The sequence below is a fragment of the Halodesulfovibrio marinisediminis DSM 17456 genome (assembly GCF_900129975.1).
Taxonomy (GTDB): domain Bacteria; phylum Desulfobacterota; class Desulfovibrionia; order Desulfovibrionales; family Desulfovibrionaceae; genus Halodesulfovibrio; species Halodesulfovibrio marinisediminis.
The window spans coordinates 34919-49967 of sequence record NZ_FSRG01000003.1; the positions used below are offsets into that span (position 1 = coordinate 34919).

Sequence of the window (15049 nt, forward strand, 5' to 3'; positions counted from 1 at the left end):
TCAATTACTTTTTACCGGCTGTAGCCTGCTGCTTACGTACTTGTACGGCTTTTTCCTGAAGCTTAGCAATTAGCTCGTCAGGTGTGCCTTTACGTAAGATTTCTGAGAACTGTGTACGGTAGTTTTTTACAAGGCTGACGCCTTCAACCAGTACATCGTAAACCATCCATTTACCGTCTTCACGCAGCATACGGTAATTAACAGGTACGTCTTCGTTCTTGTATTTTACTGAAGTGCGAACTTCGACTTTGTTTCCGGATTTGTTTGTTCGGGACCCCAGGATGTCGAGGCGTTGTCCGTTATATTTACTTACGTGTTTAAAGTACGTCGCTTTAAGCAGTTCAATAAACGCATCTTTAAATTTCGTTTTTTGTTCCGGCGTGAATGTGTTCCATTTGCGACCGATTGTGCGCATGGAGAACTGTTCCATGCTGAAAATTTTCAGAATTTCCGCTTCAAGCTGAGATACAACTACACTATTTTCTGTGACATTGTCTAAGTTTGCATTGTTAAGAGTAGTTGTGATTTCATTTACAGCATTTTGCAACGCTTCTTCTGCGTCTTGCTTAGCATCAGCAAATGCTGTGCTGGCAAAAAGCAGGGTTACAATGAAAACGCTAATAATAGGCGACAAAAGTCTTTTGTAGGTTTTAGACATAAAACCTTCCCCCTATGTGAGATATATAAGGACGATGTTTAAAAAGTGTTTTATATTAGATAGATAGTTCGTAAGTGTATCAGGTATGGCGTAAAAGTACATACGAATTTTCTATTAAATTAAACTCCGCCAAATACGTACTTGCTAATGAGTTCTTCGATGTCAACAGCAGATTCAGTATCAGTGATTTCACTGCCGTTTTCTAACAGGTCAGGAGAACCTCCAGGCGTAAGCTTGATGTATTTATCACCAATAAGACCGCTTGTCTTGATAGATGCGATTACGTCGTCACCTAGCTGGACGTCGTTTTCAATCGCAAGGGCAACTTCTGCAAGATAGTTTTCCTGGTCAAGTGTTACCGCGGCAACTTTACCTACAGGTACACCGGCTATTTCCACCCCTGCTCCGGCGCGTAGCCCTGCTGCTGATTCAAATTTCGCGTAAACCGTATATGTGTTGGAAGCCCCAAGCTGCATTTTACCAAGCTTAATGGTCAAATATCCGACGCAAAGTAGGCAGATTAAAACAAAAATGCCCACAGCGGTTTCTTTTGAGTATGATTTCATAGCGCTTGCTCTTATATTAATTTTTGAGAGTATTCTACTACTTTTCAAGCCATTTAGATAGTTCTGCCTGAACATCCGCTCCAAGGTCGATTGTAGGCTGCTTTACGCTGTTCGGCTGGCGTCCGAGAAGCTGTTTTAAGTAGGTCTCTTCACTGCTCTTTAAGCCTTCAAGGTTACCGCAGTATGCAGCCTGTCCTTGATTAATGACGAGAACATTGTCGGCAATGTTGTACAGACTTTCTAAGTCGTGGCTTACTACTACAATAGACATGGCAGGGAAGTGTTCTTTCATGCTCAGCAGTAGTTGATCCATTTCAGCTGCGTTAATCGGGTCGAGACCGGAAGTTGGTTCGTCGCACAACAGAATTTGTGGATCCATTACAATTGCCCGTGCAAGTCCTGCACGTTTACGCATGCCTCCGGAAAGCTCATTAGGATAGTAGTCTATGTAATCCGCAAGACCGACAAGTCCGAGTTTGTGCAGTACAATTTTACGGATGGTCTCCTGCGGAAGTTTGGTGTGCTCTGCCAGTGGTAACCCTACATTTTCACCGAGAGTCAGGGAACCGAGTAGGGCACCGTCCTGAAAAAGTACTCCCATACGACGGCGGATTTTTCTGAATTGCTTTGAGTCCACTGCAAAAAAGTCGTGTCCACCAATGTGGATGCTTCCTTCCATTGGACGGTTCAACCCGAGAATATGCCGAAGCAGGGTGGACTTACCGCAACCGGAGCCGCCAAGAATGACGGAGATTTTTCCTGCCGGAAGCGACCCATTGATCCCTTTAAGGATTTTAGTATTGTTGTACCCGCCCCAAAGGTCTTTTAGCTCAATGTCCCAAGTAGTTGTTGGCATAAATTCATCCATCCCGTGTTATAACAAGAAGGAAGTGATTACATAGTCACTTACCAGAATGAGTACACAGGAAAGTACAACAGCAGCGGTTGTGGAGTTTGAAACACTCTCAGGACCGACGCTGTCTTTTCGTTTGTGGGTGTTATATCCTTGGTAGCAGCTAATTGTCGCAACAATAATTCCGAAGACTAACGCTTTTAAGAAGCCTTCATTAATATCGGACATTTCAACGCTGGTATTAATTCTGTGGAAATAGACTCCAGAGTTGATACCGAGCATGGCGACACCGGTCAAATAACCACCTATAATTCCAATTACATCGAAAAGTGCCGTGAGTAGCGGGAAGCAAAGAATACTGGCTGCAATGCGTGGTGAAACCAGATATGCTATTGGGTTGATGTCCATAACATCAAGTGCATCGATCTGGTCAGAGATACGCATCACCCCGATTTCAGCAGCCATGGAAGAGCCGGCGCGGCCGGTAATCATGATTGCTGTCAGTACAGGTCCTAGTTCTCGAATAAGGGTGAGAGAAACGGCTGCTCCGAGTAAACCTTCAGATCCAAACTTAACGAGTGTATAATATCCCTGAAGTCCTAACACCATACCGGTAAAGATTCCGATAAGAGAAATGACAAAAAGGGATTTTGACCCGATAAAGTACATCTGACGGATGATTTTTGTCAGCTGTTTCGGTGAGGAGAAGATGAGGCGTACACCTTCTAGCAGAAAAAGAAAGATTTCCCCCAGACTAGATATGAAGTCGATAGTTGAGCGTCCCAGCGTAGCTATCGGGTTAGCCTGGATGCCTGTTTGCTTTTGCATATGTGCAGGCTCCTTGTGGTCGAAAATTGAGTCGAACGATGATAGTGAAGTTCTTATCAGTCCGTCAAGAGAAGCCTGCAAAACTTACTGTAGTAAGTTGTTAACGTTGTTTTTTCTTTCTCAGCAAAGGCTTGTTGTACCCTGCGCCTGCAAGCCGACTTTTGAAGGTTGAAAGATCTTCAGGAGTCCCGATAAAATGGACGTTTACGCGATACCATTTAGTAGTTTTAATTACCGCAGTTGCCAGTGAAGTTGTGAACCCTTTGGCAGATATGGTGTTGCGTAATTTTGTAGCAGCCTCTTTGTTGGTGGAAGCGGCAACCTGATAGATGTACTCAAAAGTGGCAGTGTTTTTTTCAAGCGCTGCTTCTTTTTTTTGTGCAGGCTGGTTGGCTGTTGCTACCTTTTTAGGCATTGGTACAACCTGTTCGGCAACAACAGGAGTAGGCGCAGGACGCTTTGCAGCAACATGTGCTGTTTTAGGTTTTGGTGCAGTGGCAGGACTATTTGACGCTTCTTTGGCTTTTAACTGTTCAAAGAAGTTTAGCTGCTCAGGTTCAATTACGCTTCCTTTTTTTTCAGCAACTGAGGTTGGCTGTTGAGTGCTTTGAGGAAGCGCTGCGGATGTTTTTTTGCTGGACTGTGTAGAGTTTTTTGCACCTATGTTCTGTTCAACAGGCACAGGGGGAGCTTTTGCAACTTGTTGTGAAGGCATAATATGCTTCAGTTCAGGAACAGCTTCTTCCGGCTGGTACCCGCGACCTACAAGAAGGCCGAAGATAAAGACCCAGACAAAGCCGACAAGAATGATAACATTCAGGCCAATCAGTTCAGGAAGACGCAGGGAAAAAGTGAAAATCTTTTTCCCTGTGTCTTTATCTTTTGATGTAGTCGGTGCAAAGCCCATTCAGGCAAACATCCTAGTGTTAAATTACATAGATTCAGGTGCTTCAACACCCACGAGGTTAAGACCGTTGCGGATAACCTTGGAAACGCTCTGGAGCAGGCAAAGGCGTGCTGCAATCACGTTTTCATCCTTAGCGTTAAGGATTGGGTTGTTAGCGTAGAAGCTGTGCAATGCGCTAGCGAGTTCCTGCACGTAGAAACTAATCTGGTGAGGAGCAAGCTGGCGTGCTGCTGAATCAACAACATCTTCAAATTGATCGAGAAGTTTGATCAAGTCAAGTTCGCTGTCTTCTTTTATTGCAGAAAGAATTTCAGGAGTTGCTTTTTCAGGTACAGCAATGCCGCGTTCTGCGGCTTTTCGCAGGACAGAACAGATACGGGCATTTGCATACTGTACGTAGTACACAGGGTTGTCCATGGACTTCTGTTTCACCAGCTCAAGGTCAAAGTCGAGGTGACTGTCACTTTTACGGGAGAGGAACATGAAGCGTGCTGCATCGCAGCCAACGTCTTTAACAACTTCTTCAAGAGTGTCGAACTGGCCTGCGCGGGTGGACATAGCAATCTGTTCACCGTTGCGGAGCAGGTTAACAAGCTGGATAAGGATTACGTCAAAGCTGTCTTTCGGCTTACCAAGTGCTTCAACAGCTGCGCGCATACGAGGAACGTAACCGTGGTGGTCAGCACCCCAGATGTCTACGTTCAGTTCGAAACCACGGTCGTATTTGTTGTCGTGGTACGCAATATCAGAAGCAAAGTAAGTAAGGGAACCGTCGGACTTACGGAGTACGCGGTCTTTGTCGTCACCGAATTCAGTGGTGCGGAACCAGAGAGCACCGTCCTGCTCAAATGCAAGACCAGCTTCTTTAAGGCGGTTGAAGGTTTTTTCAACTGCACCAGCGGTAACGAGAGAGCGCTCGGAGAACCAGTTCTGGTGTTCTACACGGAATTCAGCAAGGTCTTTCTTGATTCCGTCGAGAATCTGGTTGAGAGCGTATTCGCGGCAGATTTCAAGAGCATCGTCTTTTTCAAGCAGGTCTGGATGCTGTTCCAGAACTTCTTTTGCGATGTCTTTAATGTAGTCGCCACGGTAAAAATCTTCTGGATCAGGAAGGTCTTCACCTGCAATTTGACGTGCACGGAAAAGAACAGACTGACCAAGGATAAGCATCTGACGGCCTGCGTCGTTGATGTAGTATTCAGTGTGTACATCGTATCCGGCAAAGCGCAGGAGGCGCGCAAGGCTGTCGCCAACTGCTGCACCACGACCGTGACCAATGTGCAGTGGACCAGTCGGGTTTGCAGAAACGTATTCAACCTGAACTTTTTTGCCTTTGCCCTGGTCTATAGAGCCGTAGCCTTCGCCACGTTCATCGATGATAGCAACGGTGCTTCTCCAGAAATCAATGGAGAAGGTGATGTTCAAGAAGCCCGGGCCTGCAATCTCAACGTTGTCGATCATTGGATCTTCAATGAGTTTTTCAGCGATGAGGGAAGCAAGTTCGCGCGGGTTACGTTTTGCAGGTTTAGCCAGAACCATGGCGATGTTAGCTGCCATGTCGCCGAACTTTTTCTCTTTTGGAGGTTCAATGGTTGTTCTGGCAGGCCATTCAAGATCAAGGTCAGCCACAATTGCTTGCAGGGCTGTGTATAAATGATTCTTAGCGCGCATGTCTTTCCATTCACGTATAAAGTTAAGTATATCAAGTAAGCTAAAGCAACGTGTGTACATGCTTTAGCGGGTCTAGCGTATGATCTTCGGATAGTTTCCGAAAGACGGGATATTGTCCCGAAAAAGTCCCTCAGGCCGACGTGCAGCCGTATCTGATAGCGCTAAATATTCTTGCAAGATGTGTAAAAATTAAAAAGCGACCAGAAAGGAACTAATCTTTTTAGCAAACTTTTCGACGACTGAAAAGACGTGCTTTAGGAGTAAATTCGGCCGCGGAGCAAATTTGCTCCGCGGCCGATTATAAGCTTATTTTGCTGCGTTGAAAGCTTCAACAGCTTCAAGGCTGCCCAGATTCAGGCTTTCCCATTCGGAAGAGTCTGCAACTGGTTTAAGGATCTGTCCGAGCATTTTGGAAAGAACACCTTTAGGACCAACTTCAACAAATTGACGAACGCCAGCGTTGAACTGGTTGGTGATGGTATCAATCCAGAATACGGAAGATGTCATCTGCTGCGGCATAATCTCTGCGAGATCAGCAGAAGTGGTGGCAGGTTTGCCAGTCACGTTGCAGTAGATAGGGTACTTAGGGTTATTCCAGGAAAGTTTTGCAAAGTAGCTGGAAAGTTCTTTTGCTGCGTCAGCCATAAGCGGGCTGTGGAATGCGCCGGATACTTTCAGCGGAATCGCACGGCCTTTCTGTTCTTTAATTTTAGCACCAGCTTCTGCAATCGCAGTTTTGGTGCCGGAGAGAACAAACTGGCCTGGAGTGTTGTAGTTAGCGATGCGAATCATTTCCCCTGTAGATTCTGCAACGTCTGTAACAACAGCTTCAACAGCTTCAAGCTTCATTTTCATTGCTGCTGCCATAGCACCAGTGCCACTTGGATCGGCGTCTGCCATAAGGCGGCCACGAAGAGATACTGCCTCAATAACTGCATCAACGGAAAGAGCTTCGGATGCTGCAAGTGCGCTGAATTCACCAAGAGAGTGACCAGCCATGCAGGATGGACGTAAAGAGCCGGAAGCTTCAATCCAGAGGCCAAGGTTTACCAGAGTAAGTGCAGGCTGCAAGTTGCGGGTGTCTGCCATTGCAGCTTCGTCACCGTCCCAGTAAATGCCACGAAGGTCAATGCCGCTGATTTTTTCAGCTTTTTTCCACAAAGACATGATGTCTGCATTTGCTTCTGCTACATCACGTCCCATATTTGGCTCTTGAGAGCCCTGTCCTGGAAAAAGAACAGCTATATCGGTGTTCATTGTCATGTTATGCTCACATTTTGGTTTGATTCAATTTTACGTAAGTCGCTTGGTACAGCCTAATAGGCTATCTCAGTTTCACTTGCAAGAGGCCACAAGGTACAGTACCAAGCCGATTAAGCTTTTACTGAAGAACTTCTAGTGTCAGTAACATAGTTACAAAGGCACTTTTATATAAGTAAGGATAGATACCGTGAAGAAAAATGATTCTCCAACCGTTGCAGATGTTGCCAGCCTTCTGAAGCGAGAAGGTTTTACCCCTTCAGAGACAGAACTCGAAGCGCTCACAGGGTACCTCACCCTTGTCATGAAGTGGAATAAGGTCATGAACCTCGTAGGTCCCTATTCATGGCAGGATGTCCTTACCATTCTCATTATCGACAGCTTACATCTTAACGAGTTTTTGCGTTCCTTACCACTTCCTGTAACACCGACGACGTGGGATTTTGGTGCTGGTGCCGGACTCCCCGGCATTCCACTTCGAGCACTCTGGCAGGAAGGACAATACTACCTTGTTGACGTGCGGGAAAAACGCGCCATGTTTATGGAGCAGACTGTTAAGCGTCTGCGCATACGTAACACCGATGTGTATAAGGGACGTGTAGAGGATTTCATGGATGAACATGAGCCAGCAGACCTAATGCTGAGTCGGGCATTCATGCCATGGAAAAAGCTTCTTGAGCTCGTCGGTCCAAATATTAAGCCGCAAGGTCGAATCGTCATTCTTGCGCTTGAGACTGTGCCAGCAGACCTTACAGAAGGTTGGAGTGTCGAAAAAGAAATTTTTTACAAAGTAGGTAAGGACACCAGATACTTCTGGTCGTTGGTGAAAGCATAAGCTGTTACGGCATGTGACGTTGGCGAATGACTCCGGCGTCGGTTACCAGCTTTTTTGCCTCCGGCGGCTTAAGAACTTCTTGCAAGAGGTTCTTAAGAATCTCCAGAAACTTTTAGGGGCGAAGAATGCCCGGTTCTTAAGTTGTTGGTAGCCGCAAGGGAATTAACTTTCTGTTGTTGGCCTTGTTGTAAAAAAGAAAAAGGGCTGCCCTGCATAGTCAGGACGGCCCTTTTGTTACGTGAAAGGTAATAGGTGCATAAGCCGCGAGGCTATGTGGAAAACGCGCTAAAAGTCTTTGGAGAGTCCAGAAGCCTTTCTACAGAAAGGTTCTCTGGCTGCTGGAGGCATAACGCGTATCACAGATGTTACTTAGTACCAGTCAGGGCACCAAGCTGAGAGTTTTTAAAGATAAGCTTGGTTGCTGTTTCATCTGCAACTTCGGCTACATCCATGAGAGTTTCGAGGAATTCGAGGATTTCGAGACGGCGTTCCTCTGGGGAACATTCAAAGTCTTCCTGCATACGGCCGGAGGTCATGTATTCTTCGAGTTCCTGAAGGTATTTCATTTGTAAGGCAGCCATGGTGTTCTCCTTGCTTTGGTCTGGCTTCCTGCATGAAGCAGGAGGGGCAGCGGTAAAAAAATATATGTTTTTTATTTATCTGATTTCAACGTGATGATACGGGCTACCGCGAAGGATAGCGTCGGCACGGTAGAGCTGTTCGTATAGAATTACGCGCGCCATTTCGTGTGTGAAGGTCATGGGTGACAGGCTGATTTTGTACTGGCATTTTTGCAGTACTTCTTGTGAAAGACCGAACGCGCCACCAATTATGAGGGTCGGAGTACGGTTGTTATCCATGCCGATTCTGTCGAGCATTTGAGAAAATTTTACTGAGGTGTATGTTTTTCCGTGCTCATCCATGCAGATAGGTATATCTGTTGGAGAAAGGGCAGCGAGAATTCGTTTTCCTTCATCGTTATTTCGTTCAAGCGGCTTCATCTTAGCATTGCCGTCTTTAACGATGACTTCTTGAAATTTATAACTACGCTTCAGGCGGGTAATGTAGTGATCGGCTGCATCTGTCCAGAAGCGTTCTTTAATTTTGCCAACGGCAATAATTTTGAGCTGAATCATGTAGAAACTCCATCATTGGAGATATAATCGGGTTATTGAATCCGTATTGGCTGCCTGTGTACCGTTTAATGGGCAGTTTCTCAATGAAAAGGATAGAGGTAGGTTTATGATTGTCTCAACACTTAGCATTTCCGAAGCTGTAACTGCCCTCAAACAGGGAGAAGTTATTTGTTATCCCACTGAAACTTTTTATGCAGTGGGCTGCAACGCGCTTGATCCGCTTGCAGTAGAGGCTGTTTACAAGGCAAAAAAACGTTCTGGCTCCATGCCTTTACCGGTACTTATCGGAAGCATTGATCAATTGCGACTTGTAACAGATGTTTCTTCAGATATCGTGCATGCGTTGGCTAATCGTTTCTGGCCAGGTTCCCTGTCTATTTTAGTGACTGCATCTGACCGTATTTCTCCAGTTCTTACAGGTGAAACCGGTAGGGTTGCCGTGCGTGTAACCCCGCATCCAGTTGCTCAAAAGTTGTGCATTGAAGCAGGCGTTCCATTGGTTTCAACCAGTGCTAATATGAGCGGACGTCCTGCAGTGACCGCAGCGTCTGCACTTGATCCGGAACTGACAGAAAATGTGGCAGGTGTGGTCGATCTTGAACCTGCACCGGCAGGTGGTTTGGCATCAACATTGGTTGAGATTGTTGGTCCCCGTGCAGTACGGATTGTGCGTAATGGTGCTGTTTCTGAGATTGAACTGCGCACCTCTGGATTAGCAGTTGTGCCGCGAGTCGCAGGCGCATAATTTTCTAGAGATATACTTGAAAATGGTAACAGTCGTAGAGCTGATTGAAAGTAAAAAGTTTTTTGTACAACTGTTGGCATTTTTTTAGGTTGGTTCAAATCTTTTTACAGAAGCTGGGATGTGATTTTTTTGCATGTTTTTCGGGATGCTATAGATACCGGAGCTTGCGAAGATTCTAATAAGCTTTGGAGCGTTATGGCACCCTTTGTGCAGATATCCCTTCATATCCTTCTTTTTTTAAAAAGCACCTCTCTAGTGGTCAGGGAGGTGCTTTTTTGTTGTACTATTTTTACGCGTTATACTTAAGCTACACCTACTCACGCTATGTAATAAAGGAGAGAGACTCATGAGTATAACTTATGATATACCGTGCCCTAATTGTTCTGCGCCTGTTACCATGTACCGAAATCCGGCGCCTACAGTTGATATCGTTATTTATGACCCCAATCAGGGCGTCGTGTTGATAGAGCGTGCTAATGAACCGCATGGGTGGGCATTGCCTGGGGGCTTTATTGACTATGGGGAAACCTGTGAGGCGGCTGCAATCCGTGAAGCAAAGGAAGAGACGAATCTTGATGTCACTCTAACCGAACTCATTGGTGTGTACTCTGACCCTACAAGAGATCCAAGACACCACACAATGAGCGTCGCATATAGCGCTGTGGCAAATGATGTTTCTATTTTAACGGCTGGTGATGATGCACAAAATGCTCGCTTTTTCCCGCTGGAGTCCTTGCCGCACATAGTGTTTGACCATAATTTAATAGTTGAGGATTTTGCAAAGCGTCTCAAACGATTGAATAAGTAACGCGTCAAAATCGATAAATCATGTCCTGAAAAATACTGCTACGCTATTGTTGTTGCAGGTCGACATTTTTATAAATGTCGACCTTTCAATACGCAAACTAACGAGGAGCATAGTGTGGGGGCAGACGTAGTATTTATCGCATCTGAGATTTTTCCGTTTTCAAAAACGGGTGGTCTTGGAGATGTTTTGGGTGCGTTACCTTTGGCTTTACACAATAAAGGGATTAAAACAGCGGTAATTACGCCTTTTTATGGAAGAATAGGTACTGCTGAATACGATATTCGTCTCGCATGGTCAGATGTTCCGGTGGGGTATCCTTGGGCCCCGATTACTGCGGACGTGTATCAAGCTGATTATAAAGGAATGCCTGTCTATTTTATTCATCGTAGTGAATATTTCGACAGGCGTTTTTATTATTGTAATCATCGCGGTGATTTTTTTGATAATGCTGAGCGTTTTATATTTTTTAACAGAGCAGCACAAAGCTTGATGGAGCGGTTTGAAACTGCCCCGCAGATTATCCATGCGCATGACTGGCAGGCTGCGCTTTCACCTGCGTATCTTTACTATAATCGTATGAAGAACCCGTTCTGGGAAGACACTCGTTCCGTATTTACTATCCATAATCTTGCATTTCAGGGACGTTTTGCATCGCGTCTTTTTGAAAATTGTGGCCTTCCACCTTCCGCATGGTCAATGCATGGCGTTGAGTTTTATGGTGATTTTAACTTCATGAAAGCTGGCATTTCGTACGCAGATAAAATCACCACCGTATCACCAAACTACTCCAAAGAAATTTTAACACAGCAATTCGGTTGTGATCTGCATAATGTTTTGATGGCACGTAAAGATCGCCTGCATGGAATTTTGAATGGTGCAGATTATGACGTTTGGAATCCTGAAAATAATAAGTACCTGGCTAAGGCATATACAAGAAATAATGTTCGGGGAAAACGAACCTGCAAATGTAGTTTAATTGAAGAGCTTGGGCTTGATCCGGAGCTTAAGAAACGTCCTCTGCTTGGCTTCATTGGACGCCTGCGAAAGCAGAAGGGCGTGAATATGCTGGTGGATGTTATTCCTGAGCTTATGGAGAAAAATGTAGGGCTTGTAGTGCTTGGTGAAGGTAATCTGGAACGTGAAGCTACTCTCCTCAATTACATGGAAACATATCCGAAAAAAATGTGCACAATTGTGGATTACACAGAAGAGCTTGCCCATAAGATTCAGGCAGCTTCGGATATATTCTTAATGCCTTCAACATATGAACCATGTGGCCTCACCCAGTTGTATGCATTGAAGTTTGGTACCATTCCGGTAGCCAGTGCTGTAGGCGGATTGCATGATACAATAATGTCTTGGCCGCACCCTCATGCCACTGGGTTTACATTCGAAAACATTAACAGTGGTGCTTTTATTGATTCGATTAGTGACGCTATAGATGTATGGGAAAATAACCCTCGCGAGTTCCGGAGGATAATCGGACGAGCCATGGCGAAGGATTTCTCTTGGGACAAGGCTGCTAACGAGTATGTGGCGTTATACAAAGAGCTTGGCCTGCGCACGTAACAGTATAGAATTTGGAGCATATAATGAGGGGTAAATTAAAGAGCGTTCCGGCTTTTTTTGAACCGTTTGATTTATATTTATTCGGCAAAGGAACGCACTGGGATTTATATCGTTTCCTTGGAGCGCATTCGGTTGAGGTAGATGGCGTGAAGGGATACCGCTTTGCAGTGTGGGCACCGAATGCTCAGGAGGTACACGTTGCTGGTGATTTTAACGAATGGCATTTCAGAGAACTTCCTTTGTACCCAGTGGGAGAATCTGGCATATGGGCAGCATTTGTTGCCGGAGTACAGAAAGGTCAGTTATATAAGTTCAGCGTCCTAGGAGAAGATGGGCGGGATGTATACAAAGTTGACCCCTTTGCTTTTTATTGTGAGCTTCGTCCCGGTGTTGCTTCTCGTACATGGGAGCTGGACAACTATACATGGGCAGATGATGAGTGGATGCAGGAGCGGCGTAAGCAAGGTCCTCCCTTGGATCAGCCAATATCTATTTATGAAGTTCATCTTGGATCATGGTGCCGTGATCATGATTCCGAAAGCGACGGGTTCTTGCCATACGGGCAAATTGCCGAATTGCTCATTAACTATGTGAAGGACATGGGCTTTACCCATGTAGAATTACTTCCGGTAGCAGAACATCCACTTGATGAATCATGGGGTTACCAAACCAGTAACTACTATGCGCCAACATCTCGATTTGGTACGCCGGAAGAATTTAAAGGTTTTGTCGATGCGTTGCATAACGCAGGTATTGGTATCTTTCTTGATTGGGTTCCAGCACATTTTCCTAAAGATGACTGGTGCCTTGGACGGTTCGACGGAAGTGCGCTTTACGAGCACCTTGATCCTCAACTTGGTGAGCACCCTGATTGGGGAACGTACATATTTAATTATGGGCGGCATGAAGTTCGTAACTTTTTGTTTTCAAATGCTCTGTACTGGTTGCGTGAGTTTCATATAGACGGGCTTCGCATAGATGCCGTCGCTTCCATGCTGTATCTCGATTATTCCCGATGTGAAGGGGAGTGGTGTCCGAATAAATACGGCGGACGTGAAAATCTTGAAGCAATAGATTTTTTACGGGAGCTTAACCGCGTGGCGCATGAGCAGTTTCCAGGTGTGGCCATGATCGCCGAAGAGTCCACCTCGTGGCCGGGAGTTTCTCGCCCTCTTTATACAGGGGGGCTCGGGTTTACGTTCAAGTGGAATATGGGCTGGATGCACGACAGTCTTACTTATTTCTCTACTGATCCAATCTATCGAAGTTACGCCCACAATAGTCTTACTTTCAGTATGCTCTATGCCTTTAGTGAGAACTTTATTCTTCCGCTATCCCATGATGAAGTTGTGCACGGAAAGGGAACAATTTTGAGCAAAATGAGTGGCGATGTTTGGCAACAACAAGCCAACCTTCGGCTCCTGTTCTCATACATGTGGGCGCACCCTGGTAAGAAGATGATCTTTATGGGGAGTGAGTTCGGGCAGTGGAATGAATGGAACCCAAGGGAGGAAATAGATTGGTGTCTTCTTCAATTTCCTGCACATGATGGTATTCGTACTCTCGTGCGGGACCTTAACCGCATGCTGGTAACTGAAGAAGCTATGCACAAAGACGATGTTAGCTGGGAGGGCTTCAGGTGGGTTGATTTTTCTGATTATGGGGCGTCTGTAATAAGCTTCGTCCGTATGGGGGGCGATGGTGCTCCTCTGTTCTGGATATTTAACTTCACTCCTGTGGTGCGACATCATTATCGTGTTGCTAGTCCCAAATGCGGTGTGTGGGAAGAAATTCTCAATAGCGACAGTATGTATTACGGGGGCTCCAATGTCGGAAACATTGGGGCAATAGAGACATGTTCGGACGACTTTGGTGGCGAAGGATTCATAGAACTTACACTTCCTCCACTGGGTGCCATATGTTTGAAGTATCAAGGTGGGCGATAGGGAGAAGAATGTGCCTGCAGTGCTTGAGTTGTGTTGTCTTCGATGTGCAAAGGTGCCAGTGCGTTGTATCTTCGCGAGAGGAGTGCCCGTTTGACTACGATTAGGCGAGTGAGGACGTTTTTGGGATATTGAGTTGTGGTTTTAAGGCGCTGTGAACAGAAGTTCTTGCGCCATTTTTTTTGTACGAGTACTGCTTGATAGTTATGTAAGGCGATAAATATTACTTGTTAGGGTCAAGGGGGGTGACTTTCCTTGCGGGTTATAGGGCAACGCCCTGCCCGCCGGAGGCATCGCCGATAAAAAAGGTGAGATATAATGGAACCGAAAATTATTGTTCACGGTGGTGCATGGACAATTCCTGACGATCGCAAGCAGGCTCACCTTGATGGGTGCCGTAACGCTGTTGAGGCAGCATACCCGTTGTTGTTGCAGGGTGCGAGTGCTCTTGATGCTGTTCAGGCTGCGATTAATGTTCTTGAAAAGGATGATACATTTGATGCAGGCCGTGGAGCAGTGTTGAATGCTGATGGTCAGATTGAGCTTGATGCATCCATTATGGACGGTAAAGATTTAAATTTTGGCGCGGTTGCTGGTGTTCGTCGATTTATGACTCCGGTAGACATTGCGCGCAAGGTTTTAGAAACAGAATTTTGTTTCCTTATAGGCGAAGGTGCTGAGCGATTTGCTCGTGAACAAGGACTCACAGAGTGTGATCCTCGTGATCTGTTTGTAGAGCGAGAGCTGCAGTTGTATGAAAAACTTCGCAGTAAGGACGGGTATTCAACCCATGATGCTTTTGCTCCAATGCCGAAAGGCACAGTAGGCGCAGTTGCCCTTGATAAAGATGGTAATATTGCAGCATCAACGTCTACAGGCGGTACCCCATACAAATTACCGGGTCGTGTGGGGGATTCCCCTATCTGTGGTGCTGGAGTGTATGCCGATAACGAACTGGGCGGAGCCTCTTGCACAGGATTCGGTGAAGGAGTTATCCGTACGCTTATGTGCGCCAAGGCGTGTGAGTACCTGAGTCAACATGATGCATCATTAGCAGCAAAAGAGGCTATTGAAATGCTGTATCGCCGAGTGCAAGGACATGCAGGGGTTATCTTGCTGGATAAGGACGGTAACTACGGAATTTATCATAATACAGATCACATGGCCCATGCGTATGTTTTGCCGGATGGTACGATACATACTACGGTTCATAAGGATTCGTAAAAAAGAAAAGCCGCTCAAATAGAGCGGCTTTTTTTATTGTAAATGT

The 15049-nt window shown here is 45.7% G+C and carries 15 protein-coding genes; 6 read left to right on the forward strand and 9 right to left on the reverse strand.

The features are described from left to right. Nucleotides 1-4: 4 nt before the first annotated feature. The 7 genes from BUR09_RS00225 to BUR09_RS00255 form a co-directional block, all read right to left on the reverse strand. Complete coding sequence (locus BUR09_RS00225; RefSeq protein ID WP_074214964.1) at nucleotides 5-658, reverse strand: MlaC/ttg2D family ABC transporter substrate-binding protein; 654 nt, start codon at nucleotides 656-658, stop codon at nucleotides 5-7. 119 nt (nucleotides 659-777) lie between these two features. Next, nucleotides 778-1224 (reverse strand): outer membrane lipid asymmetry maintenance protein MlaD, encoded by a 447-nt coding sequence (gene mlaD, locus BUR09_RS00230; RefSeq protein WP_074214965.1) that lies wholly within the window; start codon nucleotides 1222-1224, stop codon nucleotides 778-780. Nucleotides 1225-1261: 37 nt separating this feature from the next. Next, nucleotides 1262-2080: an ABC transporter ATP-binding protein gene (locus BUR09_RS00235; protein WP_139296710.1), complete on the reverse strand. Its 819-nt coding sequence runs from the start codon at nucleotides 2078-2080 to the stop codon at nucleotides 1262-1264. Between the two features lie 18 nt (nucleotides 2081-2098). Beyond that, nucleotides 2099-2905 carry an MlaE family ABC transporter permease gene (locus tag BUR09_RS00240; protein WP_074214967.1) on the reverse strand — a complete coding sequence of 269 codons (807 nt, stop codon included), beginning with the start codon at nucleotides 2903-2905 and terminating at the stop codon, nucleotides 2099-2101. A gap of 100 nt (nucleotides 2906-3005) precedes the next feature. Next, complete coding sequence (locus tag BUR09_RS00245) at nucleotides 3006-3812, reverse strand: SPOR domain-containing protein (protein WP_074214968.1); 807 nt, start codon at nucleotides 3810-3812, stop codon at nucleotides 3006-3008. 24 nt (nucleotides 3813-3836) lie between these two features. Beyond that, complete coding sequence (gene argS / locus BUR09_RS00250) at nucleotides 3837-5483, reverse strand: arginine--tRNA ligase (protein ID WP_074214969.1); 1647 nt, start codon at nucleotides 5481-5483, stop codon at nucleotides 3837-3839. A gap of 306 nt (nucleotides 5484-5789) precedes the next feature. Then, the gene (locus BUR09_RS00255) at nucleotides 5790-6746 is read right to left on the reverse strand and encodes an ACP S-malonyltransferase (RefSeq protein ID WP_139296711.1); all 957 of its coding nucleotides are present in this window, start codon (nucleotides 6744-6746) and stop codon (nucleotides 5790-5792) included. 187 nt (nucleotides 6747-6933) lie between these two features. On the opposite strand from BUR09_RS00255, the gene rsmG reads away from it, so the two are divergent. Further along, a complete protein-coding gene (gene rsmG, locus BUR09_RS00260) occupies nucleotides 6934-7578 on the forward strand; it encodes a 16S rRNA (guanine(527)-N(7))-methyltransferase RsmG (protein WP_074214970.1) in 645 nt (214 codons plus the stop codon). A 365-nt stretch (nucleotides 7579-7943) separates the two neighbouring features. Here rsmG and BUR09_RS00265 read toward each other — a convergent pair whose 3' ends face one another. Together BUR09_RS00265 and BUR09_RS00270 are read right to left on the reverse strand one after the other, a co-directional pair. Continuing rightward, a complete protein-coding gene (locus BUR09_RS00265; RefSeq protein ID WP_074214971.1) occupies nucleotides 7944-8159 on the reverse strand; it encodes a hypothetical protein in 216 nt (71 codons plus the stop codon). A gap of 75 nt (nucleotides 8160-8234) precedes the next feature. Then, complete coding sequence (locus BUR09_RS00270) at nucleotides 8235-8714, reverse strand: 23S rRNA (pseudouridine(1915)-N(3))-methyltransferase RlmH (protein ID WP_074214972.1); 480 nt, start codon at nucleotides 8712-8714, stop codon at nucleotides 8235-8237. 106 nt (nucleotides 8715-8820) lie between these two features. Between BUR09_RS00270 and BUR09_RS00275 the strand changes: the two genes are divergently transcribed. The 5 genes from BUR09_RS00275 (at nucleotide 8821) to BUR09_RS00295 (ending at nucleotide 15003) form a co-directional block, all read left to right on the forward strand. Next, the gene (locus BUR09_RS00275; protein ID WP_074214973.1) at nucleotides 8821-9459 is read left to right on the forward strand and encodes an L-threonylcarbamoyladenylate synthase; all 639 of its coding nucleotides are present in this window, start codon (nucleotides 8821-8823) and stop codon (nucleotides 9457-9459) included. A gap of 346 nt (nucleotides 9460-9805) precedes the next feature. Then, complete coding sequence (locus BUR09_RS00280; protein WP_175565962.1) at nucleotides 9806-10267, forward strand: NUDIX domain-containing protein; 462 nt, start codon at nucleotides 9806-9808, stop codon at nucleotides 10265-10267. A gap of 114 nt (nucleotides 10268-10381) precedes the next feature. Then, the gene (glgA, locus tag BUR09_RS00285; RefSeq protein WP_074214974.1) at nucleotides 10382-11836 is read left to right on the forward strand and encodes a glycogen synthase GlgA; all 1455 of its coding nucleotides are present in this window, start codon (nucleotides 10382-10384) and stop codon (nucleotides 11834-11836) included. 23 nt (nucleotides 11837-11859) lie between these two features. Next, nucleotides 11860-13782, forward strand: a complete 1923-nt coding sequence (glgB, locus tag BUR09_RS00290; protein ID WP_074214975.1) for a 1,4-alpha-glucan branching protein GlgB — start codon at nucleotides 11860-11862, stop codon at nucleotides 13780-13782. Nucleotides 13783-14097: 315 nt separating this feature from the next. Next, on the forward strand, nucleotides 14098-15003 hold the full coding sequence (locus tag BUR09_RS00295; RefSeq protein ID WP_074214976.1) for an isoaspartyl peptidase/L-asparaginase family protein: 906 nt from the start codon (nucleotides 14098-14100) through the stop codon (nucleotides 15001-15003). The last annotated feature ends 46 nt before the right edge of the window (nucleotides 15004-15049 follow it).